At 55.4% G+C, this 17,729-nt stretch carries 18 protein-coding genes; 10 read left to right on the forward strand and 8 right to left on the reverse strand.

Annotation, left to right across the window (positions count from 1 at the left end):
• Positions 1 to 15: 15 nt before the first annotated feature.
• Both TH468_RS10250 and ada read right to left on the reverse strand, forming a co-directional pair.
• The gene (locus TH468_RS10250; protein ID WP_085643814.1) at positions 16 to 729 is read right to left on the reverse strand and encodes a 2OG-Fe(II) oxygenase; all 714 of its coding nucleotides are present in this window, start codon (positions 727 to 729) and stop codon (positions 16 to 18) included.
• Positions 726 to 1,814, reverse strand: a complete 1,089-nt coding sequence (ada, locus tag TH468_RS10255; RefSeq protein WP_085643816.1) for a bifunctional DNA-binding transcriptional regulator/O6-methylguanine-DNA methyltransferase Ada — start codon at positions 1,812 to 1,814, stop codon at positions 726 to 728. The genes TH468_RS10250 and ada overlap by 4 nt, the downstream gene beginning before the upstream one ends.
• A gap of 224 nt (positions 1,815 to 2,038) precedes the next feature.
• On the opposite strand from ada, the gene TH468_RS22005 reads away from it, so the two are divergent.
• Both TH468_RS22005 and TH468_RS22010 read left to right on the forward strand, forming a co-directional pair.
• Positions 2,039 to 2,344, forward strand: coding sequence for an SDR family NAD(P)-dependent oxidoreductase (locus tag TH468_RS22005; protein WP_371268744.1), 306 nt, complete (start codon positions 2,039 to 2,041; stop codon positions 2,342 to 2,344).
• A 1-nt stretch (position 2,345) separates the two neighbouring features.
• Positions 2,346 to 2,810 (forward strand): SDR family oxidoreductase, encoded by a 465-nt coding sequence (locus tag TH468_RS22010; protein ID WP_371268745.1) that lies wholly within the window; start codon positions 2,346 to 2,348, stop codon positions 2,808 to 2,810.
• 38 nt (positions 2,811 to 2,848) lie between these two features.
• Here the strand turns inward: TH468_RS22010 and TH468_RS10265 are convergent, their stop codons facing one another.
• On the reverse strand, positions 2,849 to 4,579 hold the full coding sequence (locus TH468_RS10265) for a GAF and HD-GYP domain-containing protein (protein ID WP_371268746.1): 1,731 nt from the start codon (positions 4,577 to 4,579) through the stop codon (positions 2,849 to 2,851).
• Positions 4,580 to 4,820: 241 nt separating this feature from the next.
• On the reverse strand, positions 4,821 to 5,834 hold the full coding sequence (locus tag TH468_RS10270) for an MBL fold metallo-hydrolase (protein ID WP_246832289.1): 1,014 nt from the start codon (positions 5,832 to 5,834) through the stop codon (positions 4,821 to 4,823).
• Positions 5,835 to 5,866: 32 nt separating this feature from the next.
• Here TH468_RS10270 and TH468_RS10275 point away from each other — a divergent pair, with 32 nt between their 5' ends.
• Both TH468_RS10275 and purB read left to right on the forward strand, forming a co-directional pair.
• Positions 5,867 to 6,916, forward strand: a complete 1,050-nt coding sequence (locus TH468_RS10275) for a LysR family transcriptional regulator (protein ID WP_371268747.1) — start codon at positions 5,867 to 5,869, stop codon at positions 6,914 to 6,916.
• Between the two features lie 215 nt (positions 6,917 to 7,131).
• On the forward strand, positions 7,132 to 8,442 hold the full coding sequence (gene purB, locus TH468_RS10280) for an adenylosuccinate lyase (RefSeq protein WP_085644205.1): 1,311 nt from the start codon (positions 7,132 to 7,134) through the stop codon (positions 8,440 to 8,442).
• 57 nt (positions 8,443 to 8,499) lie between these two features.
• Here the strand turns inward: purB and TH468_RS10285 are convergent, their stop codons facing one another.
• A complete protein-coding gene (locus TH468_RS10285; RefSeq protein ID WP_085643822.1) occupies positions 8,500 to 9,408 on the reverse strand; it encodes a LysR substrate-binding domain-containing protein in 909 nt (302 codons plus the stop codon).
• Positions 9,409 to 9,505: 97 nt separating this feature from the next.
• Here TH468_RS10285 and TH468_RS10290 point away from each other — a divergent pair, with 97 nt between their 5' ends.
• Positions 9,506 to 10,447 (forward strand): DMT family transporter, encoded by a 942-nt coding sequence (locus tag TH468_RS10290; RefSeq protein ID WP_085643824.1) that lies wholly within the window; start codon positions 9,506 to 9,508, stop codon positions 10,445 to 10,447.
• A 59-nt stretch (positions 10,448 to 10,506) separates the two neighbouring features.
• Here the strand turns inward: TH468_RS10290 and TH468_RS10295 are convergent, their stop codons facing one another.
• The 3 genes from TH468_RS10295 to TH468_RS10305 all read right to left on the reverse strand — a co-directional run bounded on the left by TH468_RS10295 (position 10,507) and on the right by TH468_RS10305 (position 12,481).
• Positions 10,507 to 11,205, reverse strand: a complete 699-nt coding sequence (locus tag TH468_RS10295; protein WP_085643826.1) for a hypothetical protein — start codon at positions 11,203 to 11,205, stop codon at positions 10,507 to 10,509.
• 120 nt (positions 11,206 to 11,325) lie between these two features.
• Complete coding sequence (locus tag TH468_RS10300; RefSeq protein ID WP_085643828.1) at positions 11,326 to 12,003, reverse strand: response regulator transcription factor; 678 nt, start codon at positions 12,001 to 12,003, stop codon at positions 11,326 to 11,328.
• Between the two features lie 157 nt (positions 12,004 to 12,160).
• On the reverse strand, positions 12,161 to 12,481 hold the full coding sequence (locus TH468_RS10305) for a DUF1476 domain-containing protein (RefSeq protein WP_085643830.1): 321 nt from the start codon (positions 12,479 to 12,481) through the stop codon (positions 12,161 to 12,163).
• Between the two features lie 145 nt (positions 12,482 to 12,626).
• Between TH468_RS10305 and TH468_RS10310 the strand changes: the two genes are divergently transcribed.
• From TH468_RS10310 to purL, 5 genes are all read left to right on the forward strand, one after another.
• Complete coding sequence (locus TH468_RS10310; RefSeq protein WP_168177118.1) at positions 12,627 to 13,406, forward strand: NRDE family protein; 780 nt, start codon at positions 12,627 to 12,629, stop codon at positions 13,404 to 13,406.
• A gap of 217 nt (positions 13,407 to 13,623) precedes the next feature.
• Positions 13,624 to 14,382, forward strand: coding sequence for a phosphoribosylaminoimidazolesuccinocarboxamide synthase (gene purC, locus TH468_RS10315; protein ID WP_007092029.1), 759 nt, complete (start codon positions 13,624 to 13,626; stop codon positions 14,380 to 14,382).
• A gap of 119 nt (positions 14,383 to 14,501) precedes the next feature.
• Complete coding sequence (purS, locus tag TH468_RS10320; protein WP_007092030.1) at positions 14,502 to 14,741, forward strand: phosphoribosylformylglycinamidine synthase subunit PurS; 240 nt, start codon at positions 14,502 to 14,504, stop codon at positions 14,739 to 14,741.
• 81 nt (positions 14,742 to 14,822) lie between these two features.
• Positions 14,823 to 15,512, forward strand: a complete 690-nt coding sequence (gene purQ / locus TH468_RS10325) for a phosphoribosylformylglycinamidine synthase subunit PurQ (RefSeq protein ID WP_062958382.1) — start codon at positions 14,823 to 14,825, stop codon at positions 15,510 to 15,512.
• Complete coding sequence (gene purL, locus TH468_RS10330) at positions 15,509 to 17,719, forward strand: phosphoribosylformylglycinamidine synthase subunit PurL (protein WP_085643834.1); 2,211 nt, start codon at positions 15,509 to 15,511, stop codon at positions 17,717 to 17,719. The genes purQ and purL overlap by 4 nt, the downstream gene beginning before the upstream one ends.
• Positions 17,720 to 17,729 lie beyond the last annotated feature (10 nt).

Below are 17,729 nucleotides of genomic sequence, written 5' to 3' on the forward strand. Positions count from 1 at the left end.
CCAGACCGGGATCAGCTATTTGGCGTCATGGAAAATGATGCCAAGCGTATGGCGTGTCCCTGCGCGCAGGCGCGAAACGCCGTGGCGCATATTCACCCGGTACGTGCCGCGCGTTCCCGCGACCGGACGACGATGAACCGGGAAAATCACGGCGTCACCTTGCATCAGCGGCACGACTTCGGCGCGGGACTGCATGCGCGGGCGCTGTTCGGTCAGGACAAATTCGCCGCCTTCGAAATCCGTTTTCTGGTCGCTTAGAAGGATCGCGACCTGCAGCGGAAACACGCAATCGCCGTAAACATCCTGATGCAGGCAATTGTAATCCCCCGCACCATAACGCAGCAAAAGCGGCGTCGGGCGGGTCTGCCCCGCATCATGGCATTGGGCAACAAACCGGGCATGATCGCCGGGGAAATGCCGATCCAGCCCCATCTCCCGGTTCCACCGGTTGGCAATTTCGGCCAATGGCGGATAAAGCGATTGCCGCAGATCCGCAATAATATCGGGCAGGGGATAGGCAAAATATTTGTATTCGCCGCGCCCGAAACCATGTCGGGCCATATGGATGTGGCTGCGAAATGTATCCGGCTCGTCATAGCGGTCAATCAATGCCCGGCAGGTGTCTGGATCGATCAGTTTTTCAAGGATTGTGCAGCCATATGCGTCAAGCTCCCGGGAATGTTTTTCCCAATCAAGCGATCCGATCCTGTCACGGGTCATCTCGTTCATTGCCCGGCCTCCCCGCTTTCAAGGTCCAGCAGGGTTTGCTTGCGCTCCACGCCCCAGCGATATCCGGAAAGATCACCATCCTTGCGCACCACCCGGTGGCAGGGAATCGCAACCGCGATGCTGTTGGCGGCACAGGCCTGTGCGACAGCACGGGTAGCACGCGGCGATCCGATCTTTTCGGCGATTTCGGCATAGCTTGCCTTTGTCCCGACCGGAATTTCCGAAAGTGCCTGCCAGACGCGTTGCTGAAAGGCAGTCCCGCGGATATCGAGCGGCGGGTTATGGCCAAGTTGCGGGGCTTCAACCAGACCGATGACCTGCGCCATCCAGTCTTCGAACGCCGGGTCACCGCCGATCATATCTGCCTTGGGAAAGGCATCCTGCAACTGACGCACCAGCGCATCGGGGTCATCGCCCAGAAGGATCGTGCAAATTCCCTTGGCACTTGCCGCACCAAGGATCGCGCCAAGTGTGCATTGAGCCACGGCAAACCGGATTTTTTCGCCCTTGCCCCCCGCACGATAGCTGCTTGGCGTCATGCCCAGCATCTTGTGCGAGCGTTCATAAAACCGGCTGTTGGAATTGTAACCCGCGTCATAGATCGCCTCGGTCACGGTATTGCTGCTGCGCAATTCCTCGCGCACGCGCCCTGCCCGATACGCACTGGCATAGGCCTTTGGCGTCACCCCGGTTAGCGATTTAAACACCCGGTGGAAGTGAAAGCGGCTCATCCCGGCCTGTACAGCCAGATATTCAAGGCTTGGCATTTCTTCAGCATTGCGGATGGTTTCGCATGCCTTTGCCACCGCATCGGCATTGCGTTCAGCAATCGATGCACTGTTCGGAAGGCACCGTTTGCACGGGCGAAAACCCGCCTGCTCGGCATCGTCGCAACTGGCATGGAACGCGACATTTTCCCGGCGTGCCAACCGTGCGCAGCAAGACGGGCGGCAATAAACCCCGGTAGTTGCCACTGAATAATAAAACCGCCCATCGGCTTTGCCATCGCGTTTTGCCACGGCCTGCCATTTATCTTCGTCACTGATCCAGCGGATCGTTTTGTTCAATCTCGTCTCCGTCAGCATGGGATGGCTCCTTTATCAGAATACAGGGATGCCAAATGCATCCGTTTGACCGGCATTCTGATCGTCCATTCCGTTGACCGCACTCCGTTCCTTGCTTTCGAATTCGTGGCCGTCATATTTACGAATTCAATGCCAATAACCGGAGTGATCCGTTTCCGTTCGCAATCTAGCGTCATGACATTCGGCCTTGCTGGCCATCCTATCATGACACAGGAGACGGAAATATGTTCACACTGGACGGTAAAACCGCAATCATCACCGGGGCCAGTTCCGGCATCGGTCACGCCATGGCCGAACTTTTTGCCAAACAGGGCGCACAACTTGTCCTTAATGCGCGGCGCGCCGATCTGCTTGACGATATGGTCGCCAATATTCGCGATGCCGGTGGCATGGCGGTTTCGGTTCCCGGCAACATCACGGACGAAGCAATTTCAAAACAGCTGGTCGAGGCCACCCTTGATCATTTTGGCAAACTTGATATCGCGGTCAATAACGCCGGGATGGTCGGGGGAATCGGTTTCGATCCCTGATATGGCAACCGATGACTGGCATGAAATGATCCAAACCAACCTGACATCGGCGTTTTTCGGGGCGAAATATCAATTGCCCGCGATGCTTGCCAATGGCTCGGGATCAATGATCCTTACATCAAGCTTTGTTGGTTATTCTGTCGGCATGCCCGGCATGGGGGCCTATGCCGCCAGCAAGGCAGGCATGATCGGATTGATGAAGTCGCTGGCAGCCGAATACGGACCACAGGGCATTCGGGTCAATGCGCTGCTGCCCGGTGGAACCGATACTCCGGCCAGCATCACCAACAAACCCGGTGCGGGGCCGGAGGTCGAACAGTTCGTCAACAGCCTGCATGCCTTAAAACGCATGGCAAAACCGTCCGAAATGGCGCAGGCCGCCCTATTTCTGGCATCCGACGCGGCAAGCTTTGTGACGGGCGTGCCGTTCCTTGCCGATGGCGGGGTTTCAATCAACCGGACCTGATGACGGGACGGGCCGGATGCATCGTGTCCGGTCCGTTTTCAGTTGCGCAAAAACTGCGTGATATCAACTTCGTCGCACTGTCCGGGTTGCAGGTATTTACGTCCGTATTCGATGTAAACGCCCGACGACAGCAGCAATTCGAACAGATCATTGTCGATCTGCCCCTTGTCGCGCATGTCAGCCAGGATCGCGATGCATTCCGATAACATTTTGGGCCGTTTATAGGGACGGTCAACCGCGGTCAGGGCCTCGAATATATCGGCAATCACCATCACCTTTTCGAGGATGCCCATATCTTCGCCAAGCAATCCGTTGGGATAGCCCGAACCATCCATTTTTTCGTGATGGTTGCCCGCAATCGCCGGAATGCGTTGCAGTTCCCGAGGATAGGGCAACTGTGCGAGCATTTCCTGTGTCACCACCACATGATCATTGATGATCTTGCGCTCTTCCGATGTCAGGGTACCGCGCGGAACCGAAAGGTTATAAAGTTCTCCGCGGTTAATGCCCAGATAGGCCTGATCGCGGCGGTCATCCAGAAGCCTTTCAACGCCGGGCTGGCTGAATTTGGCACGGTCATCTTCGGTCAGGCGTTGATTTTCGGCCCATGAAAGCCCGAGGGTACGGTCAAAATGGCGCACCCATTCCTGCGCCCCGATTTCATGCAGGACAAAGACCGCGTCGGTATCAAGTTCGTCATCACCAATATTGCTGTGCGCAACCATTGAAAACTGGCTTTCAAGTTCGGCAATCCGGGCGTTGAAATCGGCATCGCAACGTTTGGCATCCTCGCCCGCGAGCTTGCGTTTGAGCATCTCGATTTCGGCATCGCGGCGAAGCACTTCGAACCGGGTGCGGACTTCATGAATTCGGTTATGGATGGTTTCAAGTTTGGTGGCCTTTTCCACCACATGATCGGGTGTGGTGATCTTGCCGCAATCATGGAGCCACGCCGCCAGATCAAGCTCGTACCACTCCATATCCGTCAGATAGAAATTGGAAAATGTTCCCCGTTTTTCATCGACGGCGGCCTTGGCCAACATACGGGCAATGATGGGTACTTTTTCACAATGATGGGCTGTATGGGGGGATTTGGCATCAATTGCCTGCCCCAGAACACGCACGAAACTCTCCATCAGGTCGCGCTGTGCCATCAAAAGGCGGCTGTTTTCAAGTGCGACCGCCGCCTGGCTTGCCAGCGCATTGATGATCGGTTCGATTGCCGGATCAAAGGCAATAATATCGCCCGCATCGTTGCGCGCATTGATCAACTGCAACACGCCGATCACATTGCCGCGCGTATTTTTAAGCGGTACCGTCAGGAATGATTTCGACCGATAACCGGTTTTGGCATCAAAGGCGCGCGTGCCGGAAAAATCGAACCCGTCGGCGAAATAGGCATCCTCGATATTGATCGATTCACCACTTAACGCGACATAGGTGGCGATGTTTTTGTGATTGGGGATGCCCGCTGCATCATAAAGCGGCAGGGGTGGAAAAGGTTTCTCGTTTTCGCGGCCCGATACGAAGAACGTATCAAGCGTATCGTTCATCAGAATACGAAATTGAAGTTCCGTCTCGTCCTTGTTGACCAGATACAGCGACCCGCCATCGGCATTGGTAAACTGCCGGGCTGCCATCAGGATTTTCTGATGAAGTTCCTCACGACCCTGCTCTGCCGACAGGGCAATACCAAGATCCACCAGCTGCGCAAGATAGCGCGCATCGGTGTCTTCGCTTCGGGCTATGCGGGTTGGAGGATTTTTCAAATCATCCCCGGTGCGGGTCATAAATACGCGCCATTATCTGTGTCCACTCGCGATCAGAGCGGTTTGCCCGCCCTTGTTCTGGAATGCTCGTTTTACGAACTGTATCCATCAGGAGATTGAGATAATCTTAGCAGATGGCAAGTTCCACACAGGTAAAAAGCGATAATAAAGCTGTTATGCCCCAAAACAGGGTCCAAGCATAGTAATGCGTTTGGTGCGTGTCACTCCCTGATAAAAAAGATCAAAACTGCCAATTGGCCGGGACCCAGGCATAGCCGACATCCGTCTTGAGCATCCGGCCAAGGCCCGGGAACGGATAGTGGAAGCCGAGAACAAGGAGTCGGTCTGTCGCTGCCATGTCAAAGATGCGACGGCGAGAGGCAAGAGCCGTTTCCTTGTCGCGATCCGGCCCCGGCAGCCATGACCGGTCGACATTGACGATCGGATGATACGCAAGATCGGCCGTCAGCAGGAGCTGATCATTTCCGGATTGAACAAGGAAATTTGCCATGCCAGGTGTATGGCCCAATGCCGGAAGCGTGGTCAGCCCGGGGACGATCTCCTCACCGGCTTCGTACAATTCGATCCCGTTTGTGACCGGCTCGACACTCCGCCTGATGGCGGCGGCGAAATTGCGACGGAAATCCTCGGGCACCGGCATGTAGGAAAGGTCTGGATCGTTGGCGACAAAAAAGTCCCAATCGGCACGGGGCGCAAAGACAGTCGCCCTTGGAAAGGCCTTGCCTCCATCGACTGTTCGAAGATTGCCGACATGGTCCGGGTGCGTGTGCGAAACAACCACAATATCGATATCCTCGGGCCTTAAGCCTATGGCCGCCAGATTCTCGAAGATGCGACCACCTTGCGGGCCCATCGTCTGCCCGGCTCCGGCCTCAAGAAGGATACGCCTGCCATTCGTTTCGATAAGAAGCGTGTTGAGGTTCAGTGTCAGGCGGTCGGTCGGCAGGAAGGCTTGTCTCAGAACCTCCTCCAGTTCTGCCTCCGGCGCGTTGCTGGCGTAAATCCGTGGCGGGCCGCCGATCAGCCCGTCGCTCAGTACGGTGGCAGATATGTCGTCTCCGACGCGAAAACGGTAATGGCCGACATTTCCACCGGCATTCCCACTCTGGACGGGAGACGGCGCGCCGGAAGCAGCCTGCGCAAAAGCCATGTCGCCGGTTGGCAGGATCAGTCCCGCCGCTGCCGATGCAGCTGTCAGCATGATCTTTCTGCGATTCAATGTGATTCCGCTCATACTCATCATCCTGTCCAAATATCTGATTGCAGATGCCGTATTTGATTTCAGCTTGGTGCAGCATCGCGATTATCCGCAAGCGACGCCTCACAACATGCTTTCTAGGGATGACACAGATCGAGCGCGCAGATAAGCTAATAAGAACAGATCAACTTATTAAGCAAAACTTTGCAATGAAACCGCTACGCCTTGACAGCCTGGAGATATTTGAGGACGTCGTCCGATGTGGAGGCTTTAGAGCCGCCGCGCTTGGCAGGGGCGTATCATCCTCTGCCATCAGCCAATCGATCAGTGTGCTTGAGGAAGCGCTTGGCATCCGTCTGCTGAACCGAACGACACGCAGCGTCTCGCCAACCGAAGCAGGCGAACGACTTCTTGAACGACTTGGACCTGCCCTTCACGACATCAGAACAGCGATCGACGATCTCAATCAGCTTCGAGAACACCCATCCGGTACTGTGCGGATCAATGCGCCGGGCCCGGCCGCCGACCATGTTCTGTGCCCACTTGCTTTTGAATTCATGGAAATTCACCCCGACATTAATGTTGAAATCGTCAGCGATGCTGCGATCATCGATATTGTCGAGCATGGTTTCGACGCCGGTGTGCGTTTCGGACATCAACTTGCCCAGGACATGATCGCGATGCCGCTGGGTCCCGCCTTACAATATGCAATTGTGGCTTCCCCCGATTATCTGCGCAAGAGGGGGCGCCCCGGTTCGCCGGACGATCTTCTGATGCATGACTGTATTCGCCGTCGTTTTCCTGGCGGAACCATGGTGACGTGGAAATTCGTGAACAACGGGAATGAGGTCGAAATCACGCCGAAAGGCCGGTTGACGCTGAGTTCCGCGCATCAGGAGCGTCAGGCAGCCCTTGCAGGATCGGGCATCGCGCATCTGTTTGAGGATTATATCCGCGACGATGTCAAACAAGGCAGACTTGTCGAATTGCTTGTCGACTGGAAGAAGAAACTGCCGAGTTGGTATCTGTATTATCCGAACCGGCGCCACACAAGTGCGGCCATGCGAGCCTTTCTCGAATACATCCGCAATCGGAAATGGCCCCCGATTGGAGACTAATGCCCGGCAGGCATATCGGGAAACATGTAGCAGCAATCCGAAAAACACCGGCAAAGATGCCCCCGGACGGGGACGCTGCACGATGCAGGGTTGCCAATCGCGGCAATTTGGACTATCCGACGCGTTGAAAGCGTGCCGGAACCAGCATCGCACTTCGCTGATCACGCAATCTGGTCATGACCCGGCACCCAACCATCCTGCCCGGAGGCGACTGCATGATCCCCCGTTATTCCCGTCCGCAGATGACATCAATCTGGGAACCGGCGAACAAATTCCGTATCTGGTTTGAAATCGAGGCACACGCTGCCGACAAACTGGCCGAGCTGGGCGTGATCCCCGCTGCCTCTGCCAAACTGGTCTGGGAAAAAGGCAACAAGCCCTATACCCAGGACCGTATTGACCGCATCGATGCTGTCGAAGCCGAAGTCAAACACGACGTGATCGCCTTCCTGACCGAACTAGCAGAACAGGTCGGTGAAGAAGCCCGTTTCGTTCATCAGGGCATGACCAGCTCCGACGTCCTCGATACCTGCTTTAACGTTCAGCTTGTTCAGGCAACCGACATCCTGCTTGAAGATATGGACAAGCTTCTGGCCGCGCTTAAAAAGCGCGCCTATGAAACCAAGGACATCGCCTGCATGGGGCGTTCGCATGGTATCCATGCGGAGCCTGTGACCTTCGGCCTCAAACTGGCGACATTCTATGCCGAATTCAAACGCAACCGCGACCGTCTGATCGTGGCGCGTGAAGAAATCGCGACCTGTGCGATTTCCGGTGCGGTCGGCACATTTGCCAATATCGACCCGCAGGTCGAAGAACATGTTGCGGCCAAGCTTGGCCTGAAACCGGAACCGGTTTCAACCCAGGTGATCCCGCGCGACCGTCACGCTGCCTATTTCGCCGCCCTTGGCGTGATCGCATCCTCGATCGAGCATCTGGCAACCGAAATCCGCCACCTGCAACGTACCGAAGTCCGCGAAGTTGAGGAGTTCTTCTCGAAGGGGCAGAAGGGTTCGTCGGCAATGCCGCATAAACGTAACCCGGTTCTGACCGAAAACCTGACCGGTCTTGCGCGTCTTGTCCGTTCGATGGCGATCCCGGCAATGGAAAACGTTGCCCTTTGGCATGAACGTGATATTTCGCATTCATCGGTCGAACGCAATATCGGCCCGGATGCGACCGTAACTCTCGACTTCGCGCTGATGCGTCTGACCAATGTGGTTGAAAACCTTGTCGTCTATCCGGAACGGATGGATGAAATCCTCAATCAGATGGGTGGTCTGGTCTTCTCGCAGCGCGTGCTCCTCACCCTGACGCAGCATGGCGTTTCGCGCGAAGATTCGTACCGCATTGTTCAGCGCAACGCGATGAAGGTCTGGAACCGCGAAGGCGATCTGTTGTCGCTTCTGAAGACCGACGCAGACGTTACCGCGAAAATCCCGATGGAAACGCTCGAAAGCCTGTTTGACCTTGGTTACCACACCAAGCATGTCGACACGATTTTCGCCCGCGTGTTTGCCGACTGACGGTAGCATCGCGCACTAAAATCAAAGCCCCGGTCAATTTGCCGGGGCTTTTTTCGTTTACGGGTTTTGCGACAATGTCAGTTCCCGTGCCTCGCCCAGCAGCCAGTCGCGAAACAGCTTCACCTGACCGCGCAGTTCCCGGTTTTTCGGATGCACCAGATAATATCCCAATGGGACAACCTGAACCTGTTCGGGAAACAGATGGATCAGCTTGCCTTCCATCACGTCTTCCTCCGCCAGTAACGGATTGGCCATCACAACCCCCTGCCCGTGGATCGCGGCTTCGATCGCCATAGATGTCTGATCGATTTCAATGCGCTTGATTGCAGCAATCTCGACCGGGTTCATCCCTGCAAACTGGCCCAGCCATTCTTCCCACCAGTCATGCAGAATGTCGTTTAACAAAGTCGCACGCGCCAGATCGGCGGGGCGCTCAAACCCCATCCGGTCACGATAGGCAGGCGAACAGAAGGCCGCCGCCTGCCCGCGATAGATCAGGACGGCTTCAAGCTTTTCATCATTCCCGTCAAAATACCGCACGGCGATGTCGACCGGATCGCGATCAAAATCCGTGAATTGTACTGACGAACCCACGTGAAGTGACGTTGACGGATAATCGATCAAAAACCGCGCCATGCGTTTGGAAAACCATTTCGCGGCGAAGCTTGGCGGCATGACCACACGCACCATATGTTCGCGCTGCCCGCGCAAATGCTGGCTGGCATGGATAATCTGCTGCAGGGCGGGCGATATGCGCGCGGCATATTCAAGCCCGTCGGCGGTTGGTTTGACCTGCCGGACCGAACGGGCGAACAGTTCTACACCCAGCCATTCCTCAAGCTTTCTGATCTGCTGTCCGACGGCACCGGGTGTTACGTTCAGTTCTTCTGCTGCACGAGAAAAACTATTCAGTCGAATGGATGCCTCGAAAGCACGCAAGGAATTCAGGGGGGGATATGAACTCATAATACAGATTTTCTATTTCATGATCCAGATAACATGATTTGTACGCCATTCCGGCCAGACCTACAATCACGGCATTACCCCCACGAAAGTTCCGGCCATGAAGAGCAACGCATACCTCGTTTTCGGCTTTCTTGCCCTGTGCTGGGGCATGACCTTTTTGTTCAACAAAACGGCAAGCAACCTGATATCGCCGATGCAGGTGGTGACGGTACGTGTGATCATGGGCTTTCTGCCGGTTCTGGCATTTGCGATGGCGCGCAAGGTGCTGCATTGGCAGCATCTGCGTTATGTACACCATTTCATTGTCATGTCGCTTCTCGCGGCCACCGTTTATTACCTCGCCTTTGCCAAGGGCATCGCCCTTCTGCCATCCAGCGTTGCCGGGATGCTAAGCGGCGTGATCCCGATGTTTTCCTTTATCGCCGCGGCCATTTTCCTGCGCAGCGAACCGGTCAATATCCGTTCAATCAGCGGATTGCTGTTTGGCTTTGCCGGTGTCCTGATTATCGCAAAGCCATGGGAAAGTGGCACGTCGGGCATCGATCTGAGGGGTGTGGTTTACGTCGCCATTGGATCGGGCTGTGTCGGGCTTTCGTTCGTCTATGTCCGCAAATTCCTGAGCCCCCTTGGCATTTCACCAATAGCACTTTGCACCTATCAGCTTGGCCTTTCTGCTTTAACGCTTCTGCTGATTTGCGACTTTTCCGGCATGAATGCGATCTTCACCAACTGGAAAATTGCCACCGGGCTATTCATCGGCCTTGGCATGTTTGGCACCGGCATTGCCTATATGTGCTATTACTTTCTGATCGGGAAACTGGGCGCGGTCAAAACCGCCGGAGTCACCTATATCCCGCCGGTCATTGGCCTTTTGACCGGAAGCCTGATTTTGGGCGAACCGGTTTCCGCAACTGATATCGTTGCGACCGCCATGATCCTGTCGGGTGTTTTCATCATCCAGTCGGGCAGAACCCCGCCATCATCGACAAATACAACATCATCGAATGTCCGGGCACACAACCTGCCCGAACGTGCCTGAGACTCTCCGTCTCAAGGACTGCACCCCCGTGCTGATCGCGGGGGTGCTTTTTTATGGGATTATTTTGCCGATGCGGCTTTGATAAAGGCCGTGATCAGCGGATGATTTTCACCGCGCAGGGCGGATCGTTCCGGCTGAAAGGCTGTGCCGATAAAGAAACGATGATTGTGCAATTCCACCGAACGGGGATCGCCATCTGCATCCCATGCCCCAATCTGCAATGCCTGCCCTGCCAGCAGCCCCGCATAATCACGATTAAACCCATAACTGCACCGATAGGTTTCAATCAGATGATCCGATCCGCAATGAGCACGGATCAAACTTCCCGCAGCCAGATCAATCCCGGCATCCTGATCAATCAGCGCACAGGCCAGCGGCGCAATCAGCGGCAATTCCGCATCCGGATCAATTTCGGCATTCGCAGCATTGGCAAGTCCCAGAACATTGCGTGCATATTCCAGAACCGCATGCTGATAACCGCCGCATGTGCCAAGAAACGCGATATCGTTCTCGCGCACAAACCGGATCGCGGCAAGCGCACCTTCAAGATTTTCATACGGACTTGCCGGAACACACCACATCCCGTCATAGCCAGATAGTATCGGTGCAGCCCCATCATCAAAACGCGGTGTTGCGATCCAGTCATATTCGACGAAAAAGCTGATTTCGGCGGCCGCGATTTCAATGGCTTTGGGGATGGCCTGATGGGCGGTAACGGCGGGGTTGAAATCCCCGACAAGGGCGATACGGATGGTCATTTCAGTTCCTCGTTTCAGGTGACATTACGAGGGGAGCAACCCGAACCGCCAAAGAAAAACGGCCCGTGAAATCACGAGCCGGGTTTCGAGCGTTAAACAGCGCTGCCTTTGACAAGCTTACTACAAGTTTCCGGCGCGCGCCATATCTTCAAGTGCGATTTTTACCGCCTGTGCACGATTGGACACATGCAGTTTGCGGTAAATGTTTTTCAGGTGATATTTCACCGTAATTTCGCGCAGATCAAGATGGCGCGCGATATCCTTGTTCGGTCGCCCTTCGGCCAAAAGCGCAAGAACTTCACGCTCCCGCGGTGTCAACCGGCTGAAATCGCCTTCGTTGCCAAATCCGCCAGCCATGCGCGGTTCGCCGTCGCTACCGCCGCCAAATCCGTCCCCCATGTCATTAAGGATCGAGGATGGCAGATATTTTTCACCCGCCAGAACCAACTGGATTGCATTGGCAAGTGCCTGCCCGCGCAGTGTTTTGGGGATAAAGCCGTGTGCGCCATTTTCGATGGCATGACGTACATCTTCGCTGCGATAGGCACCGGAAAGCAAAACGACCGAGGTTGTTTTGGATGCCTTTTCAAGCGCGCGTTTAAGTCCCTCAAGCCCGTTCATGCCGGGCATGCGCAAATCCAGAAGCACCAGATCAAAATTATTCTGAGCTTCGATATGGTCCAGTGCCGGGTCAAGCGCCCCAGCTTCGACCACTTCACAACCTTCGAAATATTGCTGGAATAGCAGTGATAATGCTTCACGAACCAGATCGTGATCGTCTGCCAACAGGATACGCAAAGCCTTTACCCTTCTTTACCTGACCCACAACCATGCCCGACATTAACAAGCAAAACAACGCGTGGCTGCAACCAGAAATCTTTCTTGATCCGGGAACAGAATACGAAACCGGCTAATGGTTTGCAAATCCGAACTTTTTCTTATTTCGGGGAAACAACTATTCCTCGAGCACTTCGGCACGCGCGATTGGGCGTAACGCTTCGAGTTTACGGTTAAGTTCGCTGACCGTCATATCGACATTGTGTCGTCCGAAATCGGCCAGAATCACCGAAATCACCCCGTTTTCCTGAGGATTTGCAATAACATCGCCGATGACTCTTGCAGCATAGGTCTGACTTTCGGCCTCGGTCATACCCATTTTATCGCCGGCCCAAACGGCAAGCATTTTATAAAGGTGAGCCTCGATGCGGAAATTCTGTTCAAGATCAAAGCTGTATTTTGCCTCGAAACCGCGTTCGCGTTCGGTCAAATTCGTCATGTGCGCACTCCTCCATCTGATTTGTTTTTTGGCGGGACGTTTCCCCGTTGTCCTTTATTTATGGACTGTACCACGTCATGTCACCGTGGTGCTGTGATACTTTTGAATTTGACAAATGCCGGTTCATGTCGCTTTGATCTGGGTCATGTGTACAGTTATCATTCTGCGCCGCCCCGACCATGAATGGCCGGTGATTATCGGTGCCAATCGCGACGAAATGAACAACCGCCCATGGAAGGCCCCTGCCCGCCATTGGGAAGATCGCCCTGATGTTATCGCCGGACTGGATGAAACCGGCGGCGGAACATGGCTTGGCATCAATGAAGATGGCGTGGTGGCAGCGGTCCTGAACCGGTTTGGCACACTTGGCCCCGCCGACGACAAACGGTCCCGCGGTGAATTGCCGCTTGAAGCACTTGACCATGCCGATGCCATTGATGCCGCCCAGGCACTTGCCGAACTTGATGGCACAGCCTATCGACCGTTCAATATGGTGATTGCCGATAACCGCGATGCTTACTGGCTGGCCAATCGGGGGGATGGCAAAATTGAAATCACCGATATCCCCGAAGGATTGTCGATGATCACCGCCCATGACCTGAATGACAAGACCAATAGCGAACGCACCAAACGCAACCTTCCGCGTTTTTTAACGGCACCGCCACCCAACCCCGAAGCCGATGACTGGTTTGCCTGGCAGGCCCTTCTAGCCGATACCGGCTTGATGGAACCCGATCCAGAACATCATGACATCCGCGCTGATGCCATGCTGGTGCGCAGCAATATTGGGTTCGAGACGATCTGTTCCTCCCTGATCGGGCTTCCGGCCATTCCGACTCAGAAAAACGAATTGCCGCGCCGACCGGTCTGGCTGTTCGCCGATGGCCAACCAGACAAGGTTCCGTTTCACTCGGTTGAGATTTAGGCGCCCCACTAATTTCGCCTCGCAACGCCCGGATTTGGCGGACCATTTGCGCGGCAACAACCTGCCAGACGGACGGTTGCAAAATCCTATTATCAAGTCTGCGTAAATAGACCTACACGGCAATTGAGTTTCTGCGTCAGCACTGCTATACGGGGGGCGCGATTTTCAGGGTGCTCGGGGACACTCCCCGCAAGCAAAGATGTGAAAGATCCCGCCAATGTCCAGAAAGCAGCCCATCTACGAGGGTAAAGCCAAGGTTTTGTACGAAGGTACCGAGCCCGGAACCATCATCCAGTATTTCAAGGACGATGCCACGGCGTTCAACGCACAGAAGCGCGGCACCATTGCCGGCAAAGGCGTCCTGAACAACATGATCACCGAATTCGTCATGACCCGTCTGGCGGAAATCGGTATCCCGACGCATTTCATTCGCCGCATCAATATGCGCGAACAGCTTTGCAAGAAATGCGAAATCGTTCCGATCGAAGTCGTGGTGCGCAATATTGTCGCCGGTTCGATGGCAAAACGTCTTGGCCTTGAAGAAGGCGAACGTCTGCCGCGCCCGATTGTCGAGTTTTATTATAAAGACGACGCCCTTGGCGACCCGCTGGTTTCCGACGAGCATATCCTTGCCCTTGGCTGGGCAAGTGCCGAAGAGCTCGAAGAAATCGTTGGCATGACCCTTCGCGTCAATGATTACCTGTGCGGTCTTATGCGCGGCATCGGCATCAAACTGGTCGATTTCAAACTTGAATTTGGCCGGGTGTGGGAAGGCGACTTCATGCATCTGGTTCTAGCTGATGAATTCAGCCCGGACAACTGCCGCCTCTGGGATGCCGTCACCAACGAAAAGATGGACAAGGACCGGTTCCGCCGCGATCTTGGCGGGGTCGAGGAAGCCTATCAGGAAGTGGCGCGCCGTCTCGGCGTCCTGCCTGAGTCCGCAGATATAGAATCGCTGAATAAAGACAAATAATCCAAAAGGCCGCGCTTGCGCGGCCTTTTCTTATCGACGCCGGAACCTTCGGGACCGGTACATTATTGTTTGCAAACAAGTATCGCCGTATGGCGAGTGCGCACTCAAAGGAGCTTCTCGTGAAAGCACGTGTCCACGTCACCCTGAAGAACGGTGTTCTTGACCCGCAGGGTAAAGCCGTTCACCACGCCCTTCAGGGTCTTGGTTTTGCCGGTGTCAACGATGTCCGCCAGGGCAAGTTCATCGAACTCGAACTGGATGGCAGCGACGTCGAAAAGGCACGCGCCGAGGTCAAGGAAATGTGCGAGAAGCTTCTCGCCAATACCGTGATCGAAGATTACAGCATCGAGCTGGCCTAACTGCCCGGGCGGGGCTTTGCCGTTGCAGGGCCTTTGTCTATCGCGATCAAGTAACGGATATTAATCGAGAGACGGTATTTCATGAAATCCGCTGTCATCCTCTTCCCCGGCATCAACCGGGAGAATGACGCCATTGCGGCCCTTGAACAGGCCACCGGCACCAAACCGACCGTGGTTTGGCATGGCGAAACCGAACTGCCAAAAACCGACATCATCATGGTCCCGGGCGGTTTTTCCTATGGCGACTATCTGCGTTGCGGCGCCATGGCTGCCAAATCGCCGATCATGCGTGCGGTTGCCGAACGCGCGAAGGCCGGTGTGACCATCCTTGGCGTCTGTAACGGTTTCCAGATTCTGACAGAAGCAGGCCTGCTGCCCGGTGCGCTGATGCGCAATGCCAGCCTGAAATTCATCTGCAAGAATACGCATCTGAAGATCGAAAACACCAATACGCGCTTCACCAACCAGTACAAAACCGGCGAAGTCGTCGATTATCCGGTGGCTCATCATGACGGCAACTTCTTTGCCGATAGCGAAACGCTTGACCGCCTCGAAGGCGAAGGTCGCGTTGTTCTGCGCTATTGCGATGCCAATGGTGTCGTTGATCCGGCAACCAACCTGAACGGGTCGCAGCGTAATATTGCCGGCATCATCAACGAGGCGGGCAATGTCCTTGGCATGATGCCCCACCCGGAAAATGCGATTGATCCGCTCCATGGTGGCACCGATGGCCGCAATCTGTTCAAAAGCTTGGTGGAGGCAGCATCGTGAGTGCTAACGATTTCAACACCCCGATCACGCCGGAACTGGTCAAGGAACACGGGCTGAACGAGGAAGAGTACAAACTCGTCCTCGAAATCATGGGCCGTGAACCCAACATCAACGAGCTTGGCATTTTCTCAGTCATGTGGTCAGAGCATTGCTCTTACAAATCATCGAAAAAATGGCTCAAAACCCTCCCGACGAAGGCCGACTGGGTCATTCAGGGACCGGGTGAAAATGCCGGTGTCATCGACATTGGCGATGGGCAGGCCGCCGTCTTCAAGATGGAAAGCCACAATCACCCGTCCTTTATCGAACCCTATCAGGGTGCGGCAACAGGCGTTGGCGGCATCATGCGCGATGTCTTCACCATGGGTGCCCGTCCGGTCGCAAACCTCAATGCACTGCGCTTTGGCGAACCGGATCATCCGAAAACCCGCCACCTGCTTAGCGGCGTGGTCGAGGGTATTGGCGGTTACGGCAACTGCATGGGTGTGCCGACCATCGGTGGGGAAACCAATTTCCACGCATCGTATAACGGCAATATCCTGGTCAATGCGATGACCGTGGGTCTGGCCGATGCCGACAACATCTTCTATTCCGCAGCAGCCGGTATCGGAAACCCGGTTGTCTATGTCGGTTCGAAAACCGGTCGAGACGGTATCCATGGTGCGACCATGGCCTCGGCCGAGTTTGATGATGACAGCGATGAAAAACGTCCTACCGTTCAGGTCGGCGATCCGTTCACCGAAAAGCTTCTGCTGGAAGCCTGCCTTGAACTGATGGCGACCGACATGATCGTCGCAATTCAGGACATGGGCGCGGCCGGTCTGACATCCTCCTCGTTCGAAATGGCGTCCAAGGGTGGTGTCGGTGTCGAACTGTGGCTTGATAAAGTCCCGATGCGCGAAGAAGGCATGACCCCCTACGAACTGATGCTTTCAGAATCGCAGGAACGCATGCTGATGGTCCTGAAACCCGGTTGCGAAGACGCCGCCAAGGCGATCTTTGACAAATGGGAACTCGACTTTGCCGTCATCGGTATCCTGACTGATACCAAACGCATGGTTCTGAAATGGCATGGCGAGGTTGCAGGCGACCTGCCGATTGACCCGCTGGCCGAGGCATCGCCTGAATATGACCGTCCGTGGGAACCGACCCCGAAGCAGGACCGTATTGATCCGGCCAGCATTTCGGGCAAGGTCAGCCATGTCGATGCGCTTAAAACCCTGATGGCGTCGTCCGATCTGGCATCGCGTCGCTGGATCTGGGAACAGTATGACCATCTGGTCATGGGCAACACGATTGTCCGCCCGGGTGGTGATGCCGGTGTCGTGCGCGTTTCGGGCACGAACAAGGGCATTGCAGCCACCACCGACTGCACCCCTCGCTATGTCATGGCCGATCCGGTCGAGGGCGGCAAACAGGCCGTTGCCGAAGCCTATCGCAATCTGGTTGCAACTGGTGCCAAGCCGCTTGCGATCACGGATAACATGAATTTCGGCAACCCGGAACGCCCGCGCATCATGGGTCAGTTTGTTGGCGCTTGTCAGGGCATTGCCGAGGCCTGCATCGCACTCGACTTCCCGGTCGTTTCGGGCAACGTGTCGCTGTATAACGAAACCAATGGCGTCGGTATCATGCCGACCCCGGCAATCGGCGGCGTTGGGGTGATTTCCGATCTGGGCCATCATGCCACCATCGCCATCAAACGCGATGACAGTGCGTTGATCATGATCGGTGCCGCGACCGGTGAACTTGGTCAGTCGCTGTATCTTAAAACCATTGAGGGCCGCGAAGAAGGCGCCCCGCCGCCGGTCGACCTGAATGCGGAAAAACGGGCTGGTACGCTGGTGCGCGAACTGATCGAGCTTGGTTTGGTACGTACTTGCCATGATATCGCCGATGGCGGCCTTCTGGTTGCAGTTGCCGAGATGAGCCTTGCCGGCAATATCGGTGCCGACCTGCACCTGCCGGAATCCGGCAGCGAAGTCGCATGGCTGTTTGGCGAGGATCAGGGCCGTTATGTGATCGCCACCCGCGATCCGGACAAGGTCCTGAACGCGGCGGGCAGCGCAAATGTCGCCGCGGTCATCATCGGTCAGGCCGGGGGCGATGCGGTTACCATTGATGGTGGTGCCAAGGTATCCCTTGCCGAACTGCGCCAACTGAACGAAGGCTGGATGCCATCCTATATGGCAGAAGCTGCTCAGTAAGCTGCCTTCG

The organism is Thalassospira sp. MCCC 1A03138, from assembly GCF_002115785.1.
In the GTDB taxonomy this organism is placed as follows: domain Bacteria; phylum Pseudomonadota; class Alphaproteobacteria; order Rhodospirillales; family Thalassospiraceae; genus Thalassospira.

Bases quoted from the DNA above. Each gene is read 5' to 3' on its own strand.
- TH468_RS10250 (WP_085643814.1), bottom strand. From the start codon at position 729: ATGAACGAGATGACCCGTGACAGGATCGGATCGCTTGATTGGGAAAAA.
- ada (WP_085643816.1), bottom strand. From the start codon at position 1,814: ATGCTGACGGAGACGAGATTGAACAAAACGATCCGCTGGATCAGTGAC.
- TH468_RS22005 (WP_371268744.1), top strand. From the start codon at position 2,039: ATGTTCACACTGGACGGTAAAACCGCAATCATCACCGGGGCCAGTTCC.
- TH468_RS22010 (WP_371268745.1), top strand. From the start codon at position 2,346: ATGGCAACCGATGACTGGCATGAAATGATCCAAACCAACCTGACATCG.
- TH468_RS10270 (WP_246832289.1), bottom strand. From the start codon at position 5,834: ATGAGCGGAATCACATTGAATCGCAGAAAGATCATGCTGACAGCTGCA.
- TH468_RS10275 (WP_371268747.1), top strand. From the start codon at position 5,867: ATGCCGTATTTGATTTCAGCTTGGTGCAGCATCGCGATTATCCGCAAG.
- purB (WP_085644205.1), top strand. From the start codon at position 7,132: ATGATCCCCCGTTATTCCCGTCCGCAGATGACATCAATCTGGGAACCG.
- TH468_RS10285 (WP_085643822.1), bottom strand. From the start codon at position 9,408: ATGAGTTCATATCCCCCCCTGAATTCCTTGCGTGCTTTCGAGGCATCC.
- TH468_RS10290 (WP_085643824.1), top strand. From the start codon at position 9,506: ATGAAGAGCAACGCATACCTCGTTTTCGGCTTTCTTGCCCTGTGCTGG.
- TH468_RS10295 (WP_085643826.1), bottom strand. From the start codon at position 11,205: ATGACCATCCGTATCGCCCTTGTCGGGGATTTCAACCCCGCCGTTACC.
- TH468_RS10305 (WP_085643830.1), bottom strand. From the start codon at position 12,481: ATGACGAATTTGACCGAACGCGAACGCGGTTTCGAGGCAAAATACAGC.
- TH468_RS10310 (WP_168177118.1), top strand. From the start codon at position 12,627: ATGTGTACAGTTATCATTCTGCGCCGCCCCGACCATGAATGGCCGGTG.
- purC (WP_007092029.1), top strand. From the start codon at position 13,624: ATGTCCAGAAAGCAGCCCATCTACGAGGGTAAAGCCAAGGTTTTGTAC.
- purQ (WP_062958382.1), top strand. From the start codon at position 14,823: ATGAAATCCGCTGTCATCCTCTTCCCCGGCATCAACCGGGAGAATGAC.